Raw genomic sequence first — 17637 nt, 5'->3', positions numbered from 1 at the left:
GGCGAATTTTTATTTTATTTCATTAGAAATGACTATATTCTCAAAAAAATTTTACAAGATGGAGGAATAGAGATAAGTATATAAGGTAAATATTAAAAAATGATTATACATTATGGTGTTATGCAAAAAGAGTTTGAATTAATCTAATATATATAATAATATCTTATATAGGCATAAAAATATGAGATGATAGGTGTGAATGAATGGAAGAATTAATAAAATCAATTGATGAAATAACTAAAGATGAAGTTATTAAAGTAGTTATAAGTAATAAGAAAAATAAAGATATAGAATACAATAAAATAAATATACTTTTAAAAGAAAAAAACAATAAAGAATATTATCAAATAGAAAAGTATACAGATAAACAAGTATTTCATGAAAATATAGAAAAAGATGAACTAAATACTAAATTATTAGAGTATATAGGTGATAACTATAAACAATTAGCAGCATGGACTATGTCTAAAACTTTTGATCTAAAAGTATCTAAAAAAGGTAAAATATTTTTAGGAAAAAAGAATAGCGATAATTCAAATATGGTAAATAAGAGTCATAATAAAGAAAAAAACTATATATTAAAAGAAGGAATGATAATACAACCACTTATAGACTTAGGAGTATTTACTAAGGATGGTAAGGTTGTTAAATCAAAATATGATAAATATAAGCAAATAAATAGATTTATAGAAATTATTGATGATGAGATTAAGAAAAATAACTATAAAGAACTTACTATATTAGATTTTGGATGTGGAAAATCTTACTTAACGTTTGTTTTATATTACTATTTTGTAGAGATAAAAAAAATAGATGTAAATATGATAGGCCTGGATTTAAAAGTAGATGTTATTAAAAAGTGTAATGAAATAGCTAAAAAGTATAACTATGATAACTTAAGATTTGAACTAGGAGATATAAATGGATACAGATTTACAGATAAGGTAGATATGGTAATAACACTTCATGCATGTGATACAGCTACTGATTATGCTTTATATAATGCTATAAAGTGGAATACAAAGATGATATTCTCAGTTCCTTGTTGCCAACATGAATTTAATAGTCAAATGAAGTCAGATGAATTTTCATTACTCACAAAGTATGGAATAATACAAGAAAGAATGGCTGCACTTATGACAGATGCTGTAAGAGCAAATCTACTTGAAAGTATAGGATATAAGACTCAATTATTAGAATTTATAGATATAGCCCACTCGCCTAAGAATATATTAATAAGAGCGGCTAAGGGAAAAGTGTCTCAAGAGAAAAGAGAAAAAGCGTTAAATGAAGTAAATAATTTAATAAGTGAATTTAACTTTAAGCCGACATTATACAAGCTTCTAAAAGATGATAAGTTAATATAAGGAATCTTTATAATTATAAGGGTTGTTTATATGTGTGATAAAGTCACAGAAATATATAGCAAAGTATGGTAACATATACTCATAAACATAAAGTACTTAAGGAGTGATAGTATGATAAGACCATCAGAATACCATAGTCAAGGGTATACTTGTGCAGAAGCATTAATAAAAGCATATAATGAAGAACATGATACAAACATACCTGTTGCATTAGGTAGTGGTATGGGAGTTGGTATGACAGTGGGAAGTGTATGTGGTGCTGTAAATGCAGGAGTGCTAGTTATAGGATTTATAAAAGGCAGGGAAAATAATACAGAAGCTAATATAGCTAGAAAATATTCAAATAAGTTAATGAAAAAAGTTAGAGAAAAATATAACTCAGAAATATGTGTAGACTTAAAGAAAAATAAAGTTAGATGTGATGAAATAATAAATTTTACTTATGATGCTATAAATGAGTTACTTGCAGAGGAAATGTAAAATAAAAATTATTAACTATTAAATATAAATAAATTTTATCTAGATATAAAATTTTGAAAAATTGATTTAATAGTTACTAAGGGCAATAAATATACTATAAAATTAATATACTTTATATTATAGATAACATATATTAATTTAAAAATATTAAACAGGAGATTTTGGAGGGAAAAATGGCACAAATACTTGATAGTACTAACTTTGAACAAGAAATAAATGATGGGGTTGTAGTAGTTGATTTCTTTGCTACTTGGTGTGGACCTTGTAAAATGCTAGCTCCTATATTTGAACAACTTAGCGTTGAAATGAAAGATGACGCTAAATTTGTTAAAGTAGACATAGATAAGAGTCTTGAAATAGCTAGAAAATATATGATATCTAGTGTTCCTACAATGATGATTTTTAAAGATGGAAAGCCTGTAGATACTATGGTTGGATTTATGCCAAAGGAAGCTATAAAAAATAAAGTAGAAGTTCATATATAATAAAAAATGGATACTTAAAAGTTTAAGTATCCATTTTTTATTATATTAAGGAATTGATTAAAATAAAAATAGGATATAAGTCTTGATAAACAATCTAAAAATATAAAATTTTTAATTACAACAGAAGGTTTAATTAAATAAAATAAATATGTAAATTATATTATAATAATGATGTAAATAGAAAAGATATTTTTATATAACACTTATAAATAATTAATTATAAAATATATAAAAATAAAATTTTACATAAAAAAGAAATTATAATATGGTAAAAAATGTAGAAATATATTATATTATTAATAGTCACCGACAGGAACGGACATAGAAGGACACAACCACAATTTATATCATAAGAATAGATAAGTTTACTCAGATTATTTTCAGACGATAGATAATATAAGAGTAAATCTAATGACATGGAAAATACTATCCCCCCTGAATAGTATTTAAAAAAGCTCAAGACTGCACATGCAGTCTATTTTTTTTTATTAGCCTGTATATTAAGAGAAATTTTTATGTTAAATCTAAAGTAATTTAAGATAGAAGAAATGGTATTGCTTTAATTAAAACAATACCATTTTAAATCTATTGATATTTACATATACACTATTATATATGTAGTGAACGTATTTGGCATAATTATTAACTAAAATATAAAGAGTTTTTATAAGATTTCTTAAATCTTGTAATTAAATGAACTAATAAGGTTATCTAATTTGAATTTAGGATATATAGGCTTTGAATTGCACATAGAGCGTAATATTAAGTAATGTTTATATTCACTACTCTCAGGTTTAAAATATTTATTTATAGATATTTCTAACAGATCTTCTTTATCACTAAAATTCATATACTTTAAATAAGAGTCCTTTAAATTAGGGTAATCTAAAGTAAGGGAATAAAACTTTCTTTCTACTATTTTTAGATCTTCTATAAGTTTATGTGTTCGATTATCTATTTCTTGATTTAAAAAATCACAATCTCTAGAACTATTAGTTAAATCTGACATAATTTCATATTGGATATGCTTGATTTTTTTATTTAACATAAGAGATAAGCAGAATAGTTCACCTAGTTCTTTTTCTTTTTCAAATTCACCTTTTAATAAAAGCCTTATAGATGGCAAATCTTTTTTTGAAAATATTTTAAGCTGTCTCCCCTTACCAAATACTATTTTTAGTGGAAACTTTAAGTTATCAGAGCTTATAGACTGAGTTAAAATTCCATCTTCTACAATATAAAATTCTTCCCCTTGGTAAATAGCAAAGTTTTTACTGTAATTGTAATAAAGTGTTTTTGTTGGGACTAAATCTCCAAACTCAAACTCTTTTAAATTTATGTTAGATCTTATGACTTTTCCATCGTCATTTACTGTAGGATAATAAAAACAATCAAATCTCATAAAATTTATTCCCCCCCTAATACATAAATTAAATATCTACAATAATTATAGTCCTTATATGATGTTTTGTAATTAAGTAATGTAAAATATTTAAATAAATACAACTGTATAGTAAATATAATAAGACAAGTAATACTATCTACTTATGTAGAAATATGTAAGATTATGTAATATAATGAAAGAGTTAAAAAATACAGATAAAGAGAGGTCAATATGACATATATAAAGAAGCTAAATATTTTTAAAGTGTTAATAGTATTAGTAATGATATTATCTATAAATACTATTAAAATATTTGCTCAAACAAGTCTGAAATTTAGGAACATCACGATTGAGCAGGGATTGTCACAAGGTACTATAGAAGATTTGTATCAAGATAGTAAGGGATACATATGGATAGGAACTCAAGATGGTTTAAATAGGTACAATGGATATGAATTTAAACAATATAGACATAATGAAAAATCTAAAAACTCAATAGTAAGTAATAATATTATAAAAATAAAAGAAGATAAAGATAATAATATATGGGTAGGAACTATAGATGGAGTAAGTAAGATTTCTAAAGATGGGAAGATAAAAAATTACAAACAAGGTAGTAAAAATGGAAATATTTCTGATGATAATGTTTGCGATATACTAGTAACTTCTGATGGAAAAGTTTTAGTTGGTACTATAAATGGACTAAATATATACAATGAGAACAAGGATAGATTTGAAAGAATATTATCGAAAGAATCTGATTTAACAGATCAATTTATTTATTGCTTAGATGAAGATAAGAATAAAAATATATGGATAGGGACTAGTGATGGATTAAATAAAATAAATACAAAAAATAAAAATATAGATAAGATATATTTGACAAAGGATAAGAAACCTAATGAAAAAGATACTATCTATGGACTGTATATGGATAAAGAAGGATATGTATGGATAGGAACTATGAAAAATGGTTTATTTAAAATAGACATCAATACAAACAAGATAAAATTGCATAAAATAAGTAAGCAAAATAAAGAATTAGACTTTGTAAAAAATATATTAAAGGATACTGAAGGGAATATATGGGTATGCACTGACGATGGATTATTAGAGCTCTCTGAAGATGGAAATAAGGAAGAATTGTACAAAAATAGACCATATGATAGCCATAGTTTAATTAGCAATAGTACAAGGTGTATTATGCAAGATAAAAATGGCTTAATTTGGGTAGGAACATACACAGGTATAAGTATATTTGATCCTAAAAATAGAGTGACTCAGTATCAAAATGATCCTTATGATAAAAACTCTTTGAGTAGTAGTGTGATTCATGGAATATATGAAGACAAAGATGGACTAATTTGGGTAGGTACAAGATCTGATGGCATAAATATAATTAATAGAAAAAAAGATACAATAAGGCAAATAGAAAAAGGCATATTAACTGATGATAGAATTAGATATATAACGGGCAAAAATGATGATATATGGATCGGAACAAATAGTGGATTAAACAGGATAAATAAAAAAACAAAGAAAATAAAGTATTATACTTTAGATAATGGATTATTAGATAATTATATAAGAACTATTTATATAGATGGAGAATATGTATTTGTAGCTACAAGGGGTGGAGTTAATATAATTAATTCTAAAACCAATGAAATAAGTAATATAAATGATTTGCTAGTAAAATATAAAATTCCTAAAGATTATATATCTTGTATTTATAAAGATAAGGAAGGTATTTATTGGTTAGGCACATCTACTGAAGGCGGTCTAATAAGCATAAATCCTAAAACTAAAAAAGTAAAAATATACAAAAAGAAAGATGGATTAAGTACTAATGAAATAAGAAATGTAGTTGAAGATAATAATAAGAATTTATGGATAGCCACTAACTATGGTTTAAATAAATTAGACAAAGAAACTGGCAAAATAATATATTTTACAGAACAAGAAGGCTTGCCTAATAATACAGTATATGGTGTAGTTCTTGATGATAAAAATAACCCTTGGATGAGTACAAATAATGGAATTTCAAAATTCGATGTAAAAAATAATAAATTTATAAATTTAAATGTTACAGATGGACTTCAAGGTAATGAATTTAACGGTAATGCTTGCTTTAAAAACTCTAAAGGAGAGATACTATTTGGAGGAATTAATGGATTAAATATAATTAATCCAAATAATTTAGTAACATCAAAAGATATATCTAGAGTAATGATTGATGATATATCAGTTAATGGAGTTGTGTTTGAAGAAGGAAAAAATTTAGAATTTAAAAGTGATGAAAATACTATAGAGATAAAATTCTTCTTACCAGATTATAAAAATACTCAAAGAATACAGTATGTATATAAGTTAGAAGGAAGTAATGATAGTTGGCATACTATAAAGGATAATAAAGTAACATATACAAATTTAAGACCAGGAAGCTATAAGTTTATGGTAAAAGCTATAAATAATAATGGTGTAATGAGTGAAAAAACTAATATAAACTTTAAGATAAATCCACCGTGGTGGAGAAGTAAAGAAGCACTAGTTATTTATGCACTTATTATAATAGCCATTATTGTCCACAATCAAAGAAAAATGAAGAGGCTTGATAAATTAGTAGGAGAAAGAACAGAAGAATTACGAGAAGAGATGGAAAAGAATAAAGTTCTTTTTGATAAAGTTATTGAGCTTGAAAAAAACAAAAATAATTATTTTATAAACTTATCTCATGAATTAAGAACGCCATTAAATCTTATACGTAGTACAGAGCAGTTGATAACAGGACTTAATAATCGTGGAAAGCAAATATCAAGTGAAAAAATAGAATATTATATGAGCATCTTAAGAAAAAATTCAAATCGATTATTAAGGCTTATTAATAATATTATTGATACATCAAAAATAGAAAATGGGAACTATATACTTAATGTAAATGAACATGATATAGTATATTTAGTAGAGGAAAGTGCACTAAGTTTGAGTAATTTAGCTCATGATAAAGGAATTGAATTAATAGTAGATCCTTATATAGAAGAAAAAACAATATTATGTGATTCATACGATATTGATAGATGTATAGTAAACTTAGTAAACAATGCTATAAAGTTTACAAGTGAGGGAGGAAAGGTAGAGGTTATAATTAAGGAAGTTGGAACAAACGTGCAGATAGAAATATCTGATACAGGAGTAGGAATAGAAGAAAAATATCATCATTCTATATTTAATAGATTTAACCAAGTGGTAGATGAATATGGTGAATCAAAACAAGGTAGTGGACTAGGTCTTACTATAACAAAACATATTATAAATCTACATAAAGGTGATATATATGTAGAGAGTGAATTAGGAAAAGGAACCAAATTTACAATAATATTACCAGAAAATATGTACAAAAATAACTAGCTTATAGCTAGTTATTTTTGTTATGTAGATTGATTAAATATTATAAGAAATGTCAAAGATAGTATTAATAATTACTTTAGGGGGTATATATAATGGTTTTAAGTAGAGAAAATATAATAGAAGGATTAATAGATTTAAAAAGTGAAAGAGAAAATGAAAGCAGAAGAATAATTATAAGCATAAAGGAAATAGTGGAGAATCAAAATATGAATGATATGGAAAAGCTAAAGTTGATTAATAATGAGTTAGGCAAAATACTAGTTATATAATAAAATTATACACAAAAATAATTTAATATGGGTAAATCTATATTATTGTAAATTAATTTATATACACACATTCTTATTATTATAGAAATTAATTTATAATTAATACTCACTTAACAAAAGTTATATAAATAAAAATTAAATTTAATATTACAAAAATAGCCTATTAATAATATAAAAATAAACATAATATTTTAAAGTATAGCTATATATTTAAGAAATGCGTTTATAATTATTGAAAAATGTTTTCCACTATATTTATGTTAATTTGTGGATAGGTTAACATATTTTTATAATGATTACATATGTTTAGATACTAGTGTAAAGCTAAAATTAAACTAATATATTTATTTAAATCAATAAATAAATTATAATAAATAAAAAGATATATGGAGGGGAATCTATGAATTTTAAATTTTGTCACAATAACTTTAACGTATTAAATCTTGAGAAAAGTCTTGAGTTTTATGAAAAGGCATTAGGTCTTAAAGAAGTAAGAAGAAAAGAAGCTGAAGACGGAAGTTTCATATTAGTTTATTTAGGAGATGGAGAAAGTGATTATACATTAGAGTTAACTTGGTTAAGAGATTGGGATAGACCTTATAACCTAGGAGATAATGAATTCCACCTAGCTCTTAGAGTAGACGATTTTGATAAAGCTTACAAACTACATAAAGATATGGGATGTATATGTTTTGAGAATGAAGCTATGGGAATTTATTTTATAGCGGATCCAGATAATTATTGGATAGAAATACTTCCTCAAAATATGTAATTTGTTTAACTAGTTAAATAACATTTGAAACAAGATAAAAAAGTATTGTAGTTATATTAGCTAACAATACTTTTTTTTATTAGAATGGACTTATTTTAAATAAAAAATTATATTGATTTATCTATGAAGTTTATTTATAAAATTAATATTGACTCAGAGAATAATAAAATATAATAATATAAAGATAGATTATAAAAGAGAGAGGTATTAAATATGAAGAACATAGTAGTTATATGTGAAAATATACAAAGTGCTGAAGCGATAAAGTCAGCAGGACAAGAACTAGGGATAAATGTGGTTTGTGAAATACAAGAAAATTTCAAAATACAAAATGAAATAAGTGAAACTGAAATTAGAAAAGCATGTGCAGTACTATTTGTAATAAGTTTTGAAGTAGAAGACATAGAAAAGATAGAAAGATTTATAGATTGCGAATATTATGAAGTAGAACCTAAGTATGTTATAAATGATGCAAAATCAGTTATTAAAGAGATAATGGAAGAAATAAATTAATGTGTTCGGTAATAGAAATTGAATTATTACATAACGAAATGTAAATTAAGAGAATATGTTAATTTAAGAAAAGTAATTGTCATGTTGATTACACTAGTATTTTGTTAAGTCAACATCACTATATGTGCCAGACAACCTTATAGAAAAATAAGATGTTACTACTAAAGAGGTTAGTAAAGTAGATAAAACATACCTTATTAAAATAAAAGCTCAGACTTAATTATCTGAGCTTATTTCCATTAATACCTCTTTTAAATTCTCAAGAGATGTATTTAATTTATTAAGTTGGTCGTCTGGAATAGTCGAAAGTCTGTTTTTTAAGGTATCTTTCATAAGATTAAACTTATCTTTTAAATATTGATCTCCTTTATCAGTTAAGCTAATATTAACTATTCTGCGGTCTTTTGTATCATGAGCCCTTTCAACCATTCCTTCATTTATAAGTTTATTAAGAAGTTTTGTCATATTTGGTGTTGAAATTAACAACTTTTTAGCAACTTCAGAAATTGGTTGAGTACCATGATGCCTAAGGACCTCCATTATTTGAAAGTGAGAATGATTGAATGTATCATTTCTAAATCCACACTCATTCCTAATTATTTTCTTTTGAAATAATGGCATTATCTTTACAAAATTTTGAACTATAGACTCTAATTTATCATCAGCCATAATAATACCTCCATAAAAATTTATTTTAACACAAATTTTACTCAGAAAAATTATTTCATACTATATATAACATTAAATTTATTTTGAGATTGTAGATAAATATAATATATATAATTTATAAGGTTTCTAATCAACTATTTTTAGTTATAAAAATAGTATATAAAATATTGACTTTTTTTTAAAATACTATATACTTAAAAAATATAATAGTTAAAAAGTATAACTATTAACTAGTATAAGTAGTTTAATATTATTATACATCAAAAACTATAAATTGTGTAAAAAGACTAAAATTAAATGGAGGGAATTTTAAGCTATGTTTAAGATTTTTAAATACTCAAAACCGTTTATTGTGTCAATTATTATGGCGGTTATGCTTTTAGTAGTTCAAGCAATGTGTGATTTATCATTGCCTGATTATACTTCAAACATAGTAAACGTAGGAATTCAACAAAGTGGTATAGAAAATGCAGTACCAGTTGTTATAAGAGAATCAGAATTTAAGAAGTTAAAAATATTTATGAACGATACTGAAAAAGAAAAGGTTGAAAAATATTATAACTTGATAGACAAAGAAGATTTAAGTGACAAGGAGTATAACAAAGAAGTTGAAAAGTATCCTGCACTTAAAAATGAACCTTTATACCAATTAAATACTAAAGATAAAGATGTTATAGATAGCTTAAATAAGATAATGTCTGACTCTATGATGAGAGTAGCAGCTATAAATATGGCTAGTGATAAAGGAGATATACCAAATGTACCAAAAGGTACTGATATATGGCCTATGATAGAAAATATGCCAAAAGCTCAGTTAGACACTATGATGAAGCCTATTGATGAAAAAATAGATGATTTAGATCCTAGCATGCTTAATCAATCAGCTATTTATGCGGTTAAAACTGAATATGAAAAAATAGGTATGGATTTAACTAAGTTACAAAACAATTATATATTCAAAACAGGAGCAATAATGATAGTAATAGCTCTTGTAGGTATGGCAGCTACAATATCAGTGGTTTACATAGCTGGTAGAGTTGGTGCAGGCGTAGGAAGAAATATACGTAAAGATGTATTTAGAAAAGTTGTAGGATTTTCCAATGTAGAATTTAATAAGTTTTCTACTGCATCACTTATAACTCGTAGTACAAATGATATACAACAAATACAAGTATTTACTGCGATGTTTATAAAAATGGTATTTTATGCTCCAATACTAGGTATAGGTGGGGTATTAAAAGTACTAGATACAGATACTTCTATGTCTTGGATAATAGGAGTGGCTATTGGCGCAATACTAATAGTTGTTACAGTATTATTTAGTTTAGCTATACCGAAATTTAATAAAGTTCAAAAGCTTATAGATAAATTAAATCTAGTAACACGTGAATCGTTAACAGGAATGTTAGTTATAAGAGCTTTTAGTACTCAAAAAATAGAAGAAGAAAGATTTGATGAAACAAATACTCTTTTAAGAAAAACAAATACATTTGTAAATCGTATAATGACTATGATGATGCCGACTATGATGCTTATTATGAATATAACAACTGTACTAATAGTATGGGTTGGAGCTAAGCAAATAGATGCAGGTGCAATGCAAGTCGGTGATATGATGGCATTTATACAATATTCTATGCAAATAATAATGGCATTTTTAATGATATCAATGTTATCAGTAATACTTCCAAGAGCAGCTGTATCAGCTAAGCGTATAATGGAAGTATTAGATACAGAAGTATCTATAAAAGATATTGAAAGCACTAAAATATTTGATGATTCAAAAGATGGAGAAGTTGAATTTAAAAACGTATCATTTAAATATCCTAATGCAGAAGATAATGTATTAAGTGATATAAGTTTTGTTGCTAAGCCAGGTCAAACAACAGCATTTATAGGAAGTACAGGAAGTGGTAAATCAACTCTAATAAACCTTATACCTCGTTTCTTTGATGCTACTGAGGGAGAAGTTTTGGTAAATGGAGTTAATATAAAGGAAGTAAGCCAACATGATCTTAGAGAAAAAATAGGATATGTACCTCAAAAAGGAGTTTTATTCTCTGGAACAATAGATAGTAATATAAAATACGGCGCAAGAGATATAAGTAAGGAAGAAGTTGAAAGAGCAGCACAAACAGCTCAAGCTATGGAGTTTATATCTACTAAGCCAGAAAAATTCGAAACTGAAATATCTCAAGGGGGTACGAATGTATCTGGAGGTCAAAAGCAAAGACTTTCTATTGCTCGTGCTTTAGCTAAAAAGCCTAAGATATTTATATTTGATGATAGTTTCTCAGCTTTAGATTTAAAAACAGATGCGAAACTTAGAAAAGAACTGAAAAATCAAACTGGAGATTCAACAGTTTTAATAGTAGCTCAAAGAATCAGTACTATAATGAATGCAGAGCAAATAATAGTGCTTGATGAAGGGAAGATGGTAGGTAAAGGAACTCATCAAGAGCTAATAGAAAACTGTGACGTATATAAGCAAATTGCACTATCTCAGTTATCAAAGGAGGAGTTAGTCAATGAGTGTTAAGAAAAGCAAAAGACCTATGGGAATGGGTGGAGGACCTTCTATGATGGCAGGTTCAGAAAAAGCAAAAGACTTTAAAGGGACTATGAAAAAATTACTTAATCGTTTAAGTCCATATAAAGTATCATTAATATTTGTTGTATTATTTGCTATAGGTAGTGCGGTATTTACTATAGTGGGACCTAAAATATTAGGTAATGCAACAACTGAAATATTTGAAGGATTAGTAAGCAAAGTAAGTGGAAGTGGAAGCGGAATAGATTTTACTAGCATATCAAAAACACTAGTTATGTTGGTTGGGTTATATGTTATAAGTGCTCTATTTTCATTTGTTCAGACATTTGTTACATCTGATATATCACAAAAGGTATCTTATAATTTAAGAAAAGAGATATCAGAAAAAATAAACAAATTACCTCTTAAATACTTTGATGGAACAACAAATGGAGAAGTACTATCGAGGGTTACTAACGATGTAGATGCAATAAGTCAAAACTTAAACCAAATACTATCACAGATGATAACTGCAGCCACAGTACTTATAGGTGTACTAGTGATGATGCTATCAATAAGTGTAAGTATGACTTTAGTAACTTTAGTAATAATACCTTTAGCATTAGTATTTATAAGTATTGTTGTTAAAAAATCTCAAAAACACTTTAAAGATCAACAAGAGTACTTAGGTCACACTAATGGTCATATAGAGGAAATATATAGTGGTCACAATATAATGAAAGCATTTAATGGTGAGGAAAAAGCTATTGAAGAATTTAATGAGTTAAACAATACATTATATAATTCTGCTTGGAAATCTCAAGCATTATCTGGAATGATGATGCCTATAATGACTTTCATAGGAAACTTAGGATATGTAATGGTAGCTATAATGGGTGGATATCTTACAATAAAGAAAAAAATAGAAGTTGGGGATATACTATCATTTATTCAATATGTAAGATCATTTATGCAACCAATAGCACAAACAGCTCAAATCGCCAATGTAATGCAACAAACGGCAGCAGCAGCCGAAAGAGTATTTGAATTCTTAAGTGAAGATGAAGAAATAGAAGAAACTAAAACACCTGCATCAACTGAAAATATTAAAGGTGAAGTTGAATTTGAAAATGTAAACTTTGGATATAGTGATGATAAAATAATAATAAATGATTTTTCAATAAAAATAAAACCAGGTCAAAAAGTAGCGATAGTAGGTCCTACAGGGGCAGGTAAAACTACAATAGTAAAACTTCTTATGAGATTCTATGAATTAAATAGTGGAAAGATATTAATAGATGGACACGATTTAAAAGAATTTACAAGAAGAGATTTAAGAAATCTATTTGGTATGGTTTTACAAGATACTTGGTTATTTAATGGAAGTATAATGGATAATATACGTTATGGAAACCTTAAAGCGAACGATGAAGAGGTTATAAAAGCAGCAAAACTTGCACATGCAGACCACTTTATAAAGACATTAAGTGACGGATATAACATGGAAATAAATGAAGAGGCTAACAATATATCTCAAGGTCAAAAACAATTACTAACAATAGCAAGAGCTATACTTGCAGATCCGAAAATATTAATATTAGATGAAGCAACAAGCTCTGTTGATACTCGTACAGAAGTATTAATACAACAAGCTATGGAAAATCTTATGGAAGGTAGAACAAGCTTTATAATAGCACATAGACTATCTACTATAAGAAATGCTGATTTAATATTAGTAATGAAGGATGGAGATATAGTAGAGCAAGGTAGTCATGATGAATTACTAAAAGAAGGCGGATTCTATTCTGAATTATACAATAGTCAGTTTGAAGAAGTAGAAGCTTGTTAAAAAAATAAAAAGCGGTTCTTAAGTTATTAAACTTAAGGACCGTTTTTTATTTTATCAAAATATTGAATTTTAAATTATTGATAAAAGAGTTTTGATATATATAACTACATATATTTTTATAATGAATCTAGAGTATAAAAGTATAAATCATAAAGACAAAATTACAAATACACAGATAAAAAAAGTTACTACAATTAAAGTAAGTAATATAATTTTATAAAACATAACAAATAATATCAAAATTTAAGGAGTGGGGGATTATGCCAAATATAGTATTAACAAGAATTGATAACAGATTGATACATGGTCAAGTAGCGACAATGTGGTCTTCAAGTGTAGGAGCAAATTTATTATTAGTTGCAAATGATGAGGTATGCGCTAATGAATTTAGACAAGGTCTTATGGATATGGCAGCACCAAGCTTTGCGCAAACTAGATATTTTAGTATAGAAAAAACTATAAATATAATACACAAAGCAAGTAATGCTCAACATATAGCAATAATATGTGAAACTCCACAAGATGTACTTAGATTAGTAGAAGGTGGAGTACCAATAAAAGAAGTTAATATAGGAAACATGCATATGGCAGAAGGAAAAAGACAAGTATCTAAAGCTGTATGTGTAAATGATGATGACGTAGCTGCATTTAGACGTCTTCAAGAACTTGGTGTGAAACTAGAAATCAGAAGGGTTCCAAGTGAATCTGCTGAGAGTCTAGATGAACTATTTAAATAAAATTCAATAAAGGGGGTAAGTTTATGGAATTAAGTTTTATGCAAATTGGTCTTATACTAATAGTTACAATGATAGCAGCAGTAGACCAGTTCAACTTCTTAGAATCCTTTTATAGACCAATAGTAATGGGACCTATAATAGGAGCTATTATGGGAGATTTACAAACAGGACTTATAGTTGGTGGTTCATATGAACTTATGATGATAGGAGCAATGCCAGTAGGAGGAGCACAACCTCCAAATGCAGTTATAGGTGGAATAATGGCTACAGTATTTGCTATTCAATCAGGTCTTGACACTTCAGCTGCACTACCTCTTGCAATACCATTTGCATTACTTGGTCAATATGCAGTAACAGCTTTATTTACAGTAATGTCTCCATTAATGGGACTATGTGATAAGGCTGCAGATGAAGCTAATCCAAAAGGAATAGATAGAGTTAATTATATGGCTATGGGAATATTAGCAGTATCATTTGCACTAATAGTTTTAGCAGGATTATTATCAGGTCAGGCAATAGGAGAAACTTTAACAAAAGTATTACCACAATGGGTTTGGGATGGACTAACTGCAGCAGGTAAGATGATGCCAGCTCTAGGATTTGCAATGTTACTTAAGGTTATGTTAAGTAAAGAATATGCACTATTTATGATGTTAGGATTTGTTTTAGTAGCATATGGTAAATTGCCACTTTTAGCTATAGCTATAGTAGGTATAGCTGCAGCAGTTTATGACTTCCATGTAAGTATGAAAACTAAAAATACAGGAGGAGGTATAGGCGATGGCATCTAATATAGAAGCATTAAAAAGTCAAAGAGAATATATTGATAAAACAGAAGGCGAAACTCTTAACAATAAAACATTAAATCAAATGGCTTGGAGATCAATGTTTTTACAAGCATCATTTAACTATGAAAGAATGCAAGCTGGAGGATGGTTATATTCTATACTTCCAGGGCTTAAAAAAATACACAAAAACAAAGAAGATTTATCAACATCAATGAAACATAATCTGGAGTTTTTTAACTGCCATCCATTTTTAATAACATTTGTTATGGGAATAATATTATCTCTTGAACAAAAAAAATCAGATGTTCAGACTATACGTGCACTAAGAGTTGCAGCAATGGGACCTTTAGGTGGTATAGGAGATGCAATATTCTGGTTTACATTATTACCAATATCTGCAGGTATAGGAGCGAATCTTTCTTTACAAGGAAGTATATTAGGACCAATTATATTTTTTGTTTTATTTAATGTAGTACATTTAGGATTGAGATTTGGCCTTATGCATTGGTCATATAAAGTTGGTGTTGAAGGTATAACTAAGCTTACTAAAAATGCTAAAGAATTTACTAGATCAGCTACAGTACTTGGTATGATAGTAGTAGGAGCATTAATAGCATCATATGTAAATATAAATATAGTTACTCCAGAATACTTAAGTATGTCTGGAACTATAGACTTACAAAAGATACTAGATTCTATAATGCCATGTTTATTACCTCTTGGATTAACATTTGGAATGTATGGATTAGTTAAGAAAAATGTTTCTCCGCTAGTTAATATATTAGTATTAGTAGTAATAGGATTAATAGGAGCATTCTTAGGCATACTCTAGGAGGGTAAAATGATAATAATAACAGGACATGGGAATTTTGGAAGTGGACTTAAAAGTAGTTTGGATTTAATTGCAGGAAAATATGATTTCATAAAAACTGTTGATTTTACAGAAAATAAATCATCTGATGATTTAAAAGAAGAAATAAATAACATGATTAGAGATACTGATAATAAAGTATATATATTTACAGATTTACCTGGAGGAACTCCTTTTAAAGTTAGTAGTGAGTTAACATTAGAACATTCAAATATAGAAGTTTTCTGTGGAACTAATCTACCAATGCTAGTTGAATCAACTATGATGGTATCTCTAGGATTTGAAATTGATAGCGAGGCTATAAAGACAGCTGGAATAAACAGTATAAAACCACCAATAAGAAAAGTTGTGTTGGCTGAAGATGGAATATAAATTATAAAAAAAGAAGAATGCAAAATTGCATTCTTCTTTTTTTATAATTTATTTAAGGTTTTTATAATAAAAAATAATATTATGGAAAAATTAAATATAATTATGCTATTTCTTACAGGAGGAAATAATATGGATAATATAAGAGAAACTAGATATAAAAGAGAAGATGGAACATATGATATATCTTTAGAAGTGAAAGATTCTGCATACTTTAATGTATTTGATAATGCAGACACAACATCAGGTAAAGAATTTTTAAGAGATTATTTAAAAAGTAACGCAGATGATGCTAGATATGAGGATATAGCTGTGAATCATAATAAGGGTAGACGTATAGTAAGCATAAAAGCTAAATTAGATTATGATGGCAATATGCATACATCATATGATAACAGAAGAAAATTATACTAAATAGAAAATAATATATATTGTACTAGTTAAAATTAATTATACAAATAAAGATAAGAAAAAATTAACTAGTACAATATATTTAAAACTAAGTGAAGATAAGTAATTTAGTGATATTAATATTAAATAATAAATATAAAAATAAAAAAGTTTATAAAAAGTATTGACGATATAAATATAAGGTGATATAGTATTACTTGTCCTTAAGAAAAGGGCAAAATGAAAATGAACTTTGAAAATTAAACAGTAGGTTAATTTATATAACTAATGATTCTTTAAAGAATCGAATACAACCAAGCCAGATATTCAGATAATGATAGTCTGAGCAGGAAAACTTATATTTGAGCAACAGAATAAGTTGAGTGAATACGAAACTTGTTTGTTGGCGATATAAATTCAAATTTATTTTGAGAGTTTGATCCTGGCTCAGGATGAACGCTGGCGGCGTGCCTAACACATGCAAGTCGAGCGATTCACTTCGGTGAAGAGCGGCGGACGGGTGAGTAACGCGTGGGTAACCTACCCTGTACACACGGATAACATACCGAAAGGTATGCTAATACGAGATAATATGAGAAAGTCGCATGGCTTTCTTATCAAAGTTTTTGCGGTACAGGATGGACCCGCGTCTGATTAGCTAGTTGGTAAGGTAACGGCTTACCAAGGCGACGATCAGTAGCCGACCTGAGAGGGTGATCGGCCACATTGGAACTGAGACACGGTCCAAACTCCTAC

The 17637-nt window shown here is 27.3% G+C and carries 16 protein-coding genes and 1 rRNA gene; 15 read left to right on the top strand and 2 right to left on the bottom strand.

What is annotated here, in order from left to right:
- Window positions 1-203: 203 nt before the first annotated feature.
- The 3 genes from I4U89_RS08825 (at window position 204) to trxA (ending at window position 2332) form a co-directional block, all read left to right on the top strand.
- On the top strand, window positions 204-1367 hold the full coding sequence (locus I4U89_RS08825) for a class I SAM-dependent methyltransferase (protein WP_195940017.1): 1164 nt from the start codon (window positions 204-206) through the stop codon (window positions 1365-1367).
- Window positions 1368-1478: 111 nt separating this feature from the next.
- On the top strand, window positions 1479-1847 hold the full coding sequence (locus I4U89_RS08820) for a C-GCAxxG-C-C family (seleno)protein (RefSeq protein WP_195940016.1): 369 nt from the start codon (window positions 1479-1481) through the stop codon (window positions 1845-1847).
- 173 nt (window positions 1848-2020) lie between these two features.
- Window positions 2021-2332, top strand: a complete 312-nt coding sequence (gene trxA, locus I4U89_RS08815; RefSeq protein ID WP_195940015.1) for a thioredoxin — start codon at window positions 2021-2023, stop codon at window positions 2330-2332.
- Between the two features lie 676 nt (window positions 2333-3008).
- Here trxA and I4U89_RS15700 read toward each other — a convergent pair.
- Window positions 3009-3734 carry a hypothetical protein gene (locus I4U89_RS15700; protein ID WP_243279187.1) on the bottom strand — a complete coding sequence of 242 codons (726 nt, stop codon included), beginning with the start codon at window positions 3732-3734 and terminating at the stop codon, window positions 3009-3011.
- Between the two features lie 213 nt (window positions 3735-3947).
- Between I4U89_RS15700 and I4U89_RS08805 the strand changes: the two genes are divergently transcribed.
- From I4U89_RS08805 to I4U89_RS08790, 4 genes are all read left to right on the top strand, one after another.
- Complete coding sequence (locus I4U89_RS08805) at window positions 3948-7124, top strand: ligand-binding sensor domain-containing protein (protein WP_195940014.1); 3177 nt, start codon at window positions 3948-3950, stop codon at window positions 7122-7124.
- Between the two features lie 92 nt (window positions 7125-7216).
- Window positions 7217-7393: a hypothetical protein gene (locus I4U89_RS08800; protein ID WP_195940013.1), complete on the top strand. Its 177-nt coding sequence runs from the start codon at window positions 7217-7219 to the stop codon at window positions 7391-7393.
- 400 nt (window positions 7394-7793) lie between these two features.
- Window positions 7794-8165 carry a VOC family protein gene (locus I4U89_RS08795; RefSeq protein ID WP_195940012.1) on the top strand — a complete coding sequence of 124 codons (372 nt, stop codon included), beginning with the start codon at window positions 7794-7796 and terminating at the stop codon, window positions 8163-8165.
- 213 nt (window positions 8166-8378) lie between these two features.
- Window positions 8379-8678, top strand: a complete 300-nt coding sequence (locus I4U89_RS08790) for a PTS sugar transporter subunit IIBC (protein WP_195940011.1) — start codon at window positions 8379-8381, stop codon at window positions 8676-8678.
- Between the two features lie 216 nt (window positions 8679-8894).
- Here the strand turns inward: I4U89_RS08790 and I4U89_RS08785 are convergent, their stop codons facing one another.
- Window positions 8895-9347 carry a MarR family winged helix-turn-helix transcriptional regulator gene (locus I4U89_RS08785; RefSeq protein ID WP_195940010.1) on the bottom strand — a complete coding sequence of 151 codons (453 nt, stop codon included), beginning with the start codon at window positions 9345-9347 and terminating at the stop codon, window positions 8895-8897.
- Between the two features lie 316 nt (window positions 9348-9663).
- Between I4U89_RS08785 and I4U89_RS08780 the strand changes: the two genes are divergently transcribed.
- The 8 genes from I4U89_RS08780 to I4U89_RS08745 all read left to right on the top strand — a co-directional run.
- Window positions 9664-11886, top strand: a complete 2223-nt coding sequence (locus I4U89_RS08780) for an ABC transporter ATP-binding protein (protein WP_195940009.1) — start codon at window positions 9664-9666, stop codon at window positions 11884-11886.
- The gene (locus I4U89_RS08775) at window positions 11876-13726 is read left to right on the top strand and encodes an ABC transporter ATP-binding protein (protein ID WP_207744161.1); all 1851 of its coding nucleotides are present in this window, start codon (window positions 11876-11878) and stop codon (window positions 13724-13726) included. The genes I4U89_RS08780 and I4U89_RS08775 overlap by 11 nt, the downstream gene beginning before the upstream one ends.
- Before the next feature lie 260 nt (window positions 13727-13986).
- Window positions 13987-14463, top strand: a complete 477-nt coding sequence (gene agaB / locus I4U89_RS08770) for a PTS galactosamine transporter subunit IIB (RefSeq protein WP_195940008.1) — start codon at window positions 13987-13989, stop codon at window positions 14461-14463.
- Between the two features lie 23 nt (window positions 14464-14486).
- Window positions 14487-15254 (top strand): PTS mannose/fructose/sorbose/N-acetylgalactosamine transporter subunit IIC, encoded by a 768-nt coding sequence (locus I4U89_RS08765; protein ID WP_195940007.1) that lies wholly within the window; start codon window positions 14487-14489, stop codon window positions 15252-15254.
- Complete coding sequence (locus I4U89_RS08760) at window positions 15244-16083, top strand: PTS system mannose/fructose/sorbose family transporter subunit IID (RefSeq protein WP_195940006.1); 840 nt, start codon at window positions 15244-15246, stop codon at window positions 16081-16083. The genes I4U89_RS08765 and I4U89_RS08760 overlap by 11 nt, the downstream gene beginning before the upstream one ends.
- A 9-nt stretch (window positions 16084-16092) precedes the next feature.
- Entirely contained in the window at window positions 16093-16494 is a 402-nt protein-coding gene (locus tag I4U89_RS08755) for a PTS sugar transporter subunit IIA (RefSeq protein ID WP_195940005.1), read from the top strand.
- Window positions 16495-16623: 129 nt separating this feature from the next.
- Complete coding sequence (locus I4U89_RS08750) at window positions 16624-16905, top strand: hypothetical protein (RefSeq protein WP_195940004.1); 282 nt, start codon at window positions 16624-16626, stop codon at window positions 16903-16905.
- 400 nt (window positions 16906-17305) lie between these two features.
- A 16S ribosomal RNA gene (locus I4U89_RS08745) occupies window positions 17306-17637 on the top strand; the annotation flags it as partial.

This window comes from Romboutsia sp. 1001713B170131_170501_G6, from assembly GCF_015668195.1.
In the GTDB taxonomy this organism is placed as follows: Bacteria; Bacillota; Clostridia; order Peptostreptococcales; family Peptostreptococcaceae; genus Romboutsia_C.
Note: the sequence above shows the minus strand (reverse complement) of the source record. Positions and strands in the feature narration are given on the sequence as shown.